Source organism: Allobosea sp. P1_A7, from assembly GCF_056406775.1.
On the sequence record NZ_JBFTZN010000259.1, the window covers coordinates 1 to 8,173 of the forward strand.

Consider the following 8,173-nt stretch of genomic DNA (forward strand, 5'->3'; position numbering starts at 1 on the left):
GCCCGAGAGCCAACGCCTTGTCGGGCAGGAACAGCAGGATCGCGATGGAGAGCCCCCACCAGAGATAGACCGCGCTCCATAGCTTGAGCTCGGGGAGTTCGCGCAGGAGCTGGAAGAAATAGGGTTTGCCGAGCGACGCGCGCAGCAATTCGCCGGCACCATGCAGATACTTGTTCTTCCAGCGCCTCGTCAGGAGCCTGTAGGAATTGAGCGTATGGCCGAAATGCTGGACGAAGCGGCGGTCGAGCCGATGCAGTTTCCATCCGCGGCTCCGCAGGCGGATGCCGAGATCGATCTCCTCATGGCCATGCAGATTGCGGTCCGAGAGATAGCCGGCCTGCTCGATCGCGCTGCGCCGGTAGAGCCCGCCACCATTCATCCGGTCGATCGGGCCGGTTCTGTTCTCGGGTCCATTGCGCTGCACGCGTCTCGCGTATTCGAGATTGGAGACCAGCATCTCCTCGACATGTCCGGTCACGCCGGCCACGGCAGGGTTCTCGACGAGAAAACGGATGGCAGCATCGAGAAAGCTGGCATCGACCAGCATGTCTCCGTCGATCAGGCAGATGTACTCGTGGCGGGAATGCTGGAAGCCGAGCTGCGGCCCGATCCCGCAACTCGGCCGCGCCGGCGCAACGATCTGGGCGATCACGACCGGGTAGCCTGACGCGATCTCGACGGTGCGGTCGGACGAGCCGCTATCCGCGATGACCACCTCGCCCTGCAGGTCGCCAAGCGCCGCCAGCGCGCTCTCGATCGTCGCGGCGATGCGCTTCTCTTCGTTCAGGGTCTTGATGATGATCGAAACGGCCAATCGGGCCTCCAGTGTCGATACGAGCGCCGCCACGTCAGAAATCCGTGAGCAGCCTGCTCCAGCTTTCCGATGCAAGGCCGCCGAAATAGATCTCGTTGCGGAGCGTGGCGTCCTTGATCTCGGCATGGCGCGTGACAAGGCAGAAATAGCCGCGGTGCTTGAAGGACAGCCAGCGCTGCCGCGATATTGCATTCATCAGGAATGGCTGCGCCATCCCGTTCGCCTGGGCATAGCCCTCTGCGTCCAGATGCGCGAACATCTGGCCGGTGACGTCAAACTCGTGGCCCGCCGCGCATAGGAGGTTCAGGACGTTGGCTTCCCGACCCTTTTTGCCGAAGAAGAGGAAGGCGCCGATCACGCGGCCGTCCTCGGCGATCACGGTCCTGTACTGCAGGGAGCCGAGGCCCTGATTCAGCGCGGCGACGCCGACGAGCCAGTCGCACTCGGGCTTTGACCAGACCGGCCGGATTGGAAAGCGTTCCATCATCGGGCCGGCGCAGCGGAAGAACTCCTCCGGACTGGCACTGATCGTCCGGCAGCCCGCCGCCGCGGCCGGGACCAGCGAGCGCCTTCGACGGCGCAGCAGGCCATCGAACAGGCCGAGAAGGCGCAGGACGCCTGGGGACCGCGACAGCGGCACGTAGCGGCTCCACGCGATCGCCCCGGCAGCAAGCGGCCGAAACGTGCGCTGCCATTCGAGGCTCTGTACCGGCAGAACCACACCGCCTCCGGCAACCCAGTGATCGGCGCTGACCGGCGACGCATTGTCGGAAAAGCAGAGATCCTGCCGGGCCGCGCGCATCTGCCGGGCAAGGCGCGCCGCTCCTGCCGCGCCCTCCTTCCCATCCGCCATGAAGGCGCAGAGAACCTTGGCGATGATCGGGCGACCATGGACGGTGAATTCCATGGGAAGGGCAAGGATGGCGCTGGCAACGTTGCCGGCAGCGCTGTCATAGACGATGCTGCCAAGCTCCGGTCGGTAATGCGGGCTGCCGAAGAAGACCGTCTCGAGATATCCTTCCAGATCCGGCGCGACCTCGCTCTTGTGGCTACGGAAGGTCTTGCTGAACAGTTTTGCGATGATTGGGATATCGCGCTTCGTCATCGGGCGGACGCCACAACCGCGCGGAGGGCTCTCCTCGCCACTGGTCGGGAGGGATGACTGCAGATTCTGTTGCAGGTCAGCGTCCATGCGCGATCCCCGCAGAGAGACCTTGCTTGCGCGCCTCCTCCCTGTCCCTGTTCACGACATGCAGGAGTGCCCCCCAGGCCGCAGCCACCATGGCGATCTCGATCACGTAGAATGAAACGAAAGTCCCGGTGGGTGGGGCATACCAGGTCGCGCAGGCGGCAACCGCAGCGCCGATGACGCTGCCAAGTCCCATGACCGCGGCGCGGGTCGGCTGGTGGCCCGACGCTCCGAGCGCCTCAACCGCCACGGACCACATCGCCAGCGGTATCACCACCCAGCAGAGAGCCCTGACGAAGGAGACGAGCGAGACATAGTCCTTGCCGAACAGATAGGGCAGGACCGGCGCCAGCACGAAGACGGCGATCGCCGCCGCGATGCTGATCGCCGTGGCTGCAATGAAAACCTTCCTGACGCGGGGCAGGGCGTGCTGCAGGCCAGCCGCCGTCGCCTTGGCCGAGCCCGGGTAGACCAGGCGATTGAGCGCCTCGACCGAGAGATAGCTGCTTTCCAGCATCCGTCGCGCCACGCTGTAGCTCGCCACGATTTCGGCTGTCGCGACGAGGCTGAGCACGAGCAGGTCGGCGTTCTGCCGGATCGCCCGCAGGATGAAGGGAATGCTGAAATAGAGCCCGAGCGGCAGCTCTTCGCGCACGATCCGGTATTTCGGCTGGCCCAGCCCGCGAAGGGAGCGCCAGCATGCCAGCGCAACCAGTACATGGCAGGCAAACTGCCACAGCACCCAGGTCGCGAGCGTCGAAACACCGAAGACGATGCAGGCAAGGCAGGCGGCGATCGTCCGCGCGATGGCGAAGCTGACCACCACCGTGTTGGCCGAGCCGAAATCGGAATGGGCGATGAAGATCTGCTCAGCCAGCACGATGATGCGGACCAGCATGATATTCGTGACGAGCATCAGGGTGATCACTGCGACATTCGTCGCCGGATCGCTGGAGAGCGTGAAGAAAAAGGGCAGAGCCACCGCCCCGAGCAGGACCAGGAACACACCGCTGGCGGCCGTCAGGATGATGTTGTGGCCAAGCATGTCCGGATAGATCGCCCGGTCGCGCGCCACGCGGCGAACCAGGCACTCCATGGCGCCGAGCCCGCACATATGGACCGCGATGTTCGAAATCGCGGTGATGGCGACGAAGAGGCTGAACTCGTGGACGCCGAGCCAACGGGCCAGGATGGCGAAGGTCAGAAGCTGTGCGGCGGAACTGATGACGAGGCTGCCGCCTGACGCGGCATAGGACACGAGCATAGGCAGAAACGCTCTGCGATGACTCGATCCTTTCGCGTTATCCGAAGCCATCCGGTCCTGCCTTTGACAACAACCGAGATAGCGGCACTCGGTGGCGTCCACCATCGACAATACGGCCAGTAACACGCAGAAATGATTGTGCGGTTAACACCCTCCGTTCACTTCATTTCAGCCTCCGTTTACCTGACCGCCATAGTTTTTCGCGGATGAATAAGGCGCTCAGCAAGGGAAGGGGCGTTCATGCCGCGCACAGTGTTGGATTTCGACGGCAAGCCCCGGCCCGGCCTGCATCGCTTCATGGGGGTGAGCCTGGAGCTGGCGCCTGACGTTCTCGTGCCGCGCCAGGAAACCGAACTCCTCGGCCAGAGAGCAGTCGCGATCCTTCGCGAACGGGCCGCTGCCGAGCCGATCGTGGTCGACATGTGCTGTGGCTCGGGCAATCTCGCTCTGGCGATCGCAGCCGAGATTCAGTCGGCGCGCGTCTGGGCCGCTGATCTGACCGACAGCACCGTCGAGCTCGCCCGCCGAAACGCGGAGCGCCTGACATTTCAGCACCGTGTCACCATCAGGCAGGGAGATCTGTTCTCCGCTCTCGCAGGCGATGGCCTGGAGGGGGCCGTCGACCTGATCGTCTGCAACCCGCCCTATATCTCCACGTCGCGCCTTGAGGGKGAGAGCGCCCATTTGCTCGAGGCCGAGCCGCGCGAAGCCTTTGACGGCGGCCCTTATGGCATATCGATCCACCAGCGCGTGATCCGGGATGCCGTAGCCTTCCTCAAGCCGGGCGGCTGGCTGCTGTTCGAATTCGGCGAGGGCCAGGATAGGCAAGCGGCGGCGCTCATTGCCAGGACCAAGGCCTACGAATCCATGACCTTCGCCGCGAATGAGGCGGGAACGCCGCGGGTTGCCCTTGTCCGCAAGCTCCCGGAGTTCGGGCAGGCAACGTCCGAAGCGACAGGCCGACCGGCATGAGCGAGATCCGCCCGCTGGGCGCCGCCGATATCCCGGCGGTTACGGGGCTCTTTCAAAGGATATTCCGGGATCGCGGCGTGCCTCCGCCTCCCACGCTCGCGACCTATCTGCGTCGACACTATCTCGAAGCGCCGGGTTGCGATCCCGAGATCGCCCCCCTCGTCCATGTGTCTGGTGAGGGCGACATTTCGGGTTTCGTCGGCGTCAATGTGCTGCCGATGATTCACGGCCGCCGCAAGCTGCGCGCGGCGATCTGCGGTTCCCTGATGGTCGAGCGGCGGGTGAGCGACCCGATGGCCGGCGCGCGGCTGCTCAAGACCTTTCTCGCCGGGCCGCAGGATCTCTCGTTCAGTGAAACCGCCAGCGAGATCTCTGCGCAGATGTGGACGAGGCTGCGCGGGATCACCCTGCCGCAGTACAGCCTGGACTGGGTCCGCATCATCCGGCCATCGGCCTTCATGCTGGATCTGGCAGCGAGCCGGATCGGTGCGGTGCGGCTGCTGAACCCGGTCTCCCGGGGACTCGATCGCTATCTGCGCGGCAGGATGCAGGACAATGATCTGCGCTGGTCGGGCGTGCCGGAAAACTGGCATGTCAAAGGTGGTCTCAAGGTCGCCGAAATCGATCAGCCCGGCTTTGCCGCGCTTGTCGCTCCGCTGACGGAGCAGTTCGCGCTGCGTCCGGATTGGTCAGGCGAACAACTCGCCCATATCGTCGCCGAGGCGTCCGAGAAGCCCGATTATGGCGAGGCGGTGTATGCGTCGGTCACCTCGGCCAGCGGGGCGCCGATCGGCGCCTTTCTCTATCACGCCCGCCCGGGGCGGATCGCGCGCGTCCTTCAGGTTCTTGCCAGGCCAGGGCAGGCAGGCCCGGTCATCGATTGCCTGATCGGTCACGCGGCGACACGCGGCGTTGCCGGCTTGCGCGGCCGCACGCAGCCCGCGCTGCTGGAAGCCATGCTGGGCCGGCGCATTGCCTTCACCCACATCGCATCGACAGTCGTGCATTCGCCCGATGAGGAGCTCGTTCAGGCCTTCCGCAACGGGCAGGGCTTCCTGAACGGCTTGGCGGGCGAGCATTGGAACCGCCTGAACGGCGGCAGCTTCGACTAGTTTTCGCGCACCGAAGGCGGACAGGCCGCCGCCGGTGCGCTGGCCTCAATGTGCGATCTCGTCCACCGGGCGCACGAGCTGCGGCCCCAGGTGCAGGTAGCGGGTCGCCTTGCGCTTGGCTGCAATATCGGCCCAGACCCGTTCGACCTCGACGGCCGTCAACTGGGTGGCAGTGCCGACCTCTTCGGCGGTGAGGCCGTGATTGAGCCCGTAGAGGCACAGATCCATGCGGTCATAGGGCAGCGAGAAGTAGAACTCCTCCTGCGTCTGCTCGAGGGTGTAGGTGTCGGTCGTCGGCGGCCGCCTGCGGATCTCTTCGGGGATGCCGAGATGAGCCGCCAATGCATAGACCTGGCTCTTGTAGAGATGGGCGATCGGCTTCACGTCGGCGGCACCGTCGCCGTTCTTAACGAAGAAGCCCTGATCATATTCGAGCCGGTTCGGCGTGCCGAGCACGGCAAAATTCAGCCGGTCGGCGTGATAATATTCGATCTGCTTGCGCGTGCGCTGCTTCATGTTGGTGGCGGCGACGATGCCGAGATAGACGGCAGGCGGCATGCGTAGCTTCGTCTGCCGGCCTTCGGGGTCCTGAACGACCAGGTACGAGATGTTGTAGCCGTCGCCCGAGAGCGAGTTGGCGATGACGATCTTGGACGCCCAACCCGGCCCATACGCGGGTACGAGCTCGCGGATGAAGCCGTCGCGTCGTTCATAGCACCCCATGGCCTGCAGCGTCGGGCCGATATCCTCGACCGCAGCCTCGATCCCGAACGTGTCGGCGACCAGCCGGCCGAGCCGGAGGCTTTCAGGATCGGAATCGTTTTCCGGCATGAACAGGCAGAAGACGTTCTTGGCGCCGACGGCGCGGACCGCCAGCGCGACGGACACGCTGGAATCGATGCCGCCGGACAGGCCGAGCACGAGCCCGCGCTTACGCATGCCGCGCAACTGCCCACGCAGTTCGGCGACGATCCGCTCCGTCTCCGCGGCGTTGTCGATCGTCAGCGTGGCAGCCGAGAAGGCGAGCAAGCTCGGGGCAGGGGGGAGGTTCATTCCGCTGCTCCCAGCGTTTCGGCGGCCAGCCTGCGGCTGACCTTTCCGGTATCCGTCTTCGGCAGTTCGGTGCGGAACGCGATGATCCGCGGCACCATGAAATCCTCTAGATGGACAGCGCAGTGGCGAATGATGTCCCGCTCGCTCAGGCTCGCATCCGACAGGACGACGAGGGCGGCAATGGCCTGGCCGAGCACCGGGTCGGGCACGCCCATCACCACCGCTTCGGCGATGCCGGGATGGCCGTGCAGCACCGCTTCCACTTCCTTCGGAGCGACCTTCTCGCCGCGCGTCTTGATGATGTCGTCCTTGCGGCCGACGAAATAGAGGAAGCCCTCCTCGTCCGTCCGGAAGAGATCGCCGGTGTGGAGGCGCTTCTCCCAGGGGTTCGGCCCTGGGCGCAGCATCTGTGCCGTTGCCGCCTCGTTGCGCCAATACCCTTGCATGACATGCGGGCCACGGATCACCAGCTCGCCCGGCACGCCCGGAGCCACGCGGTTGCCCTCATCGTCGACGACCAGCGCCTCGGTGTTGGGAATGGCGATCCCGACCGAGCCCGGCCGGCGGTCGAGTTCTTCCGGCGGCAGATAGGTGCAGCGCTTGCATTCCGTCAGGCCGTACATCGAATAGAGCCGTACGCCGGGGAACAGTTCACGCAGTCGAGCGATGTGGGCGGGCGGCAGGGCTGCGGCCGTGTTCGAGAGATAACGCAGGCTCGGCAGGAACCCCGGCTCGAGATCGCGCATCTGCAGGATCATCGCGGCCATCGTCGGCACGAGCGGAAAACCAGTGACATTCTCAGTGCGAATGCGCTCGAAGATCGCCTGCGGGAAGGCGAAGGACTTTTCCAGGACGAGGGTCGCCCCAAGCTTCATCGCCATGAGGAACTGGTAAAGGCCGTAGTCGAATGCCAGCGGCAAGACGTTGAGGATGATGTCGTCGGGCGTATTGCGCAGATAGGTCGTGATCGAGTCGGCCGCCGCATCGATATTGCGATGCGTCATCATCACGCCCTTGGGCCGGCCCGTGGAGCCCGAGGTGTAGATCAGCATGGCAAGGTCGATATCGATGCCGCCATGACCGACTGAAGCGGGCGAGCCCTTCAGGCAATCCTCGAAGGACACCGCGCCTTCGAGCGGCCGGCCGGCCGGCGACTGCGTCGAAGCGACAAAGAGCGCCTGCCCTGGGACCAACGCGCGCGCCTGCGTCACAACCGGCAACAGTTTCGCCTGCGTCAGGATCGCGGCGGCCTCGCAATCGCCGATGACATAGGCCAGCTTGTCGGCCTTGGTCGAGGCGTTGATCGGGCTGAAGGTCGCGCCGGCCTTGAGAACCGCGAAGATCGAGACGGCGGCTTCCCAGCAATTGTCCATGAAGACGAGGACGCGGTCGCCCCGCTTCACGCCGCTTGCGGCGAGCGTGGTGGCCAGCCGGCTGGAAAGATCATCCAGCTCGTCATAGCGCAGCCGCCTCTGGTCGGTGACCAGCGCCGTTTTCGCAGCCTGTGCGGCGGCGTTCGTGACGAGGAATTGCTCGATCCGCATGAGCCTGTTGCTCCGCCCCTAATCGTTACGCCGTGACCGGAGCGGATACTTTCGACGCGATGAAAGCCGAGATGCGATCAAGCGAATCCAGGTTTGCGGGCACGATATCGGCATCGGCCACGGTGATCCCGTAGCGATCCTCGATGAAGGCCACGAGCTCGAGCACCCCGGTGGAATCGATGACGCCGTTCTCGATCAGCGACGCCGTACCGGCGAGCTCATGGC

The 8,173-nt window shown here is 64.9% G+C and carries 8 protein-coding genes; 2 read left to right on the forward strand and 6 right to left on the reverse strand.

What is annotated here, in order from left to right:
* The 3 genes from AC1D34_RS30055 to AC1D34_RS30065 all read right to left on the reverse strand — a co-directional run.
* The coding region (locus AC1D34_RS30055; RefSeq protein ID WP_476826184.1) for a glycosyltransferase family 2 protein at positions 1 to 814 on the reverse strand (814 nt) is incomplete at its 3' end.
* 34 nt (positions 815 to 848) lie between these two features.
* On the reverse strand, positions 849 to 1,919 hold the full coding sequence (locus tag AC1D34_RS30060) for a GNAT family N-acetyltransferase (protein WP_476826181.1): 1,071 nt from the start codon (positions 1,917 to 1,919) through the stop codon (positions 849 to 851).
* A 76-nt stretch (positions 1,920 to 1,995) separates the two neighbouring features.
* A complete protein-coding gene (locus AC1D34_RS30065; RefSeq protein ID WP_476826182.1) occupies positions 1,996 to 3,318 on the reverse strand; it encodes a lipopolysaccharide biosynthesis protein in 1,323 nt (440 codons plus the stop codon).
* 189 nt (positions 3,319 to 3,507) lie between these two features.
* On the opposite strand from AC1D34_RS30065, the gene AC1D34_RS30070 reads away from it, so the two are divergent.
* Together AC1D34_RS30070 and AC1D34_RS30075 are read left to right on the forward strand one after the other, a co-directional pair.
* Positions 3,508 to 4,239 carry a N5-glutamine methyltransferase family protein gene (locus AC1D34_RS30070; protein ID WP_441490897.1) on the forward strand — a complete coding sequence of 244 codons (732 nt, stop codon included), beginning with the start codon at positions 3,508 to 3,510 and terminating at the stop codon, positions 4,237 to 4,239.
* Positions 4,236 to 5,351 carry a hypothetical protein gene (locus AC1D34_RS30075; RefSeq protein WP_476776370.1) on the forward strand — a complete coding sequence of 372 codons (1,116 nt, stop codon included), beginning with the start codon at positions 4,236 to 4,238 and terminating at the stop codon, positions 5,349 to 5,351. Before AC1D34_RS30070 ends, AC1D34_RS30075 begins: the two co-directional genes overlap by 4 nt.
* Before the next feature lie 45 nt (positions 5,352 to 5,396).
* On the opposite strand, the gene nadE is transcribed toward AC1D34_RS30075, so the two are convergent.
* The 3 genes from nadE to AC1D34_RS30090 form a co-directional block, all read right to left on the reverse strand.
* Complete coding sequence (gene nadE / locus AC1D34_RS30080) at positions 5,397 to 6,404, reverse strand: NAD(+) synthase (protein WP_441507060.1); 1,008 nt, start codon at positions 6,402 to 6,404, stop codon at positions 5,397 to 5,399.
* Positions 6,401 to 7,948, reverse strand: coding sequence for a class I adenylate-forming enzyme family protein (locus AC1D34_RS30085; protein ID WP_441507061.1), 1,548 nt, complete (start codon positions 7,946 to 7,948; stop codon positions 6,401 to 6,403). The genes nadE and AC1D34_RS30085 overlap by 4 nt, the downstream gene beginning before the upstream one ends.
* A gap of 25 nt (positions 7,949 to 7,973) precedes the next feature.
* Positions 7,974 to 8,173, reverse strand: a 200-nt coding sequence (locus tag AC1D34_RS30090) for an acyl carrier protein (protein ID WP_476826183.1), incomplete at its 5' end; no start/stop codon positions are given.

Bases quoted from the DNA above. Each gene is read 5' to 3' on its own strand.
- AC1D34_RS30060 (WP_476826181.1), bottom strand. From the start codon at position 1,919: ATGACGAAGCGCGATATCCCAATCATCGCAAAACTGTTCAGCAAGACC.
- AC1D34_RS30065 (WP_476826182.1), bottom strand. From the start codon at position 3,318: ATGGCTTCGGATAACGCGAAAGGATCGAGTCATCGCAGAGCGTTTCTG.
- AC1D34_RS30075 (WP_476776370.1), top strand. From the start codon at position 4,236: ATGAGCGAGATCCGCCCGCTGGGCGCCGCCGATATCCCGGCGGTTACG.
- nadE (WP_441507060.1), bottom strand. From the start codon at position 6,404: ATGAACCTCCCCCCTGCCCCGAGCTTGCTCGCCTTCTCGGCTGCCACG.
- AC1D34_RS30085 (WP_441507061.1), bottom strand. From the start codon at position 7,948: ATGCGGATCGAGCAATTCCTCGTCACGAACGCCGCCGCACAGGCTGCG.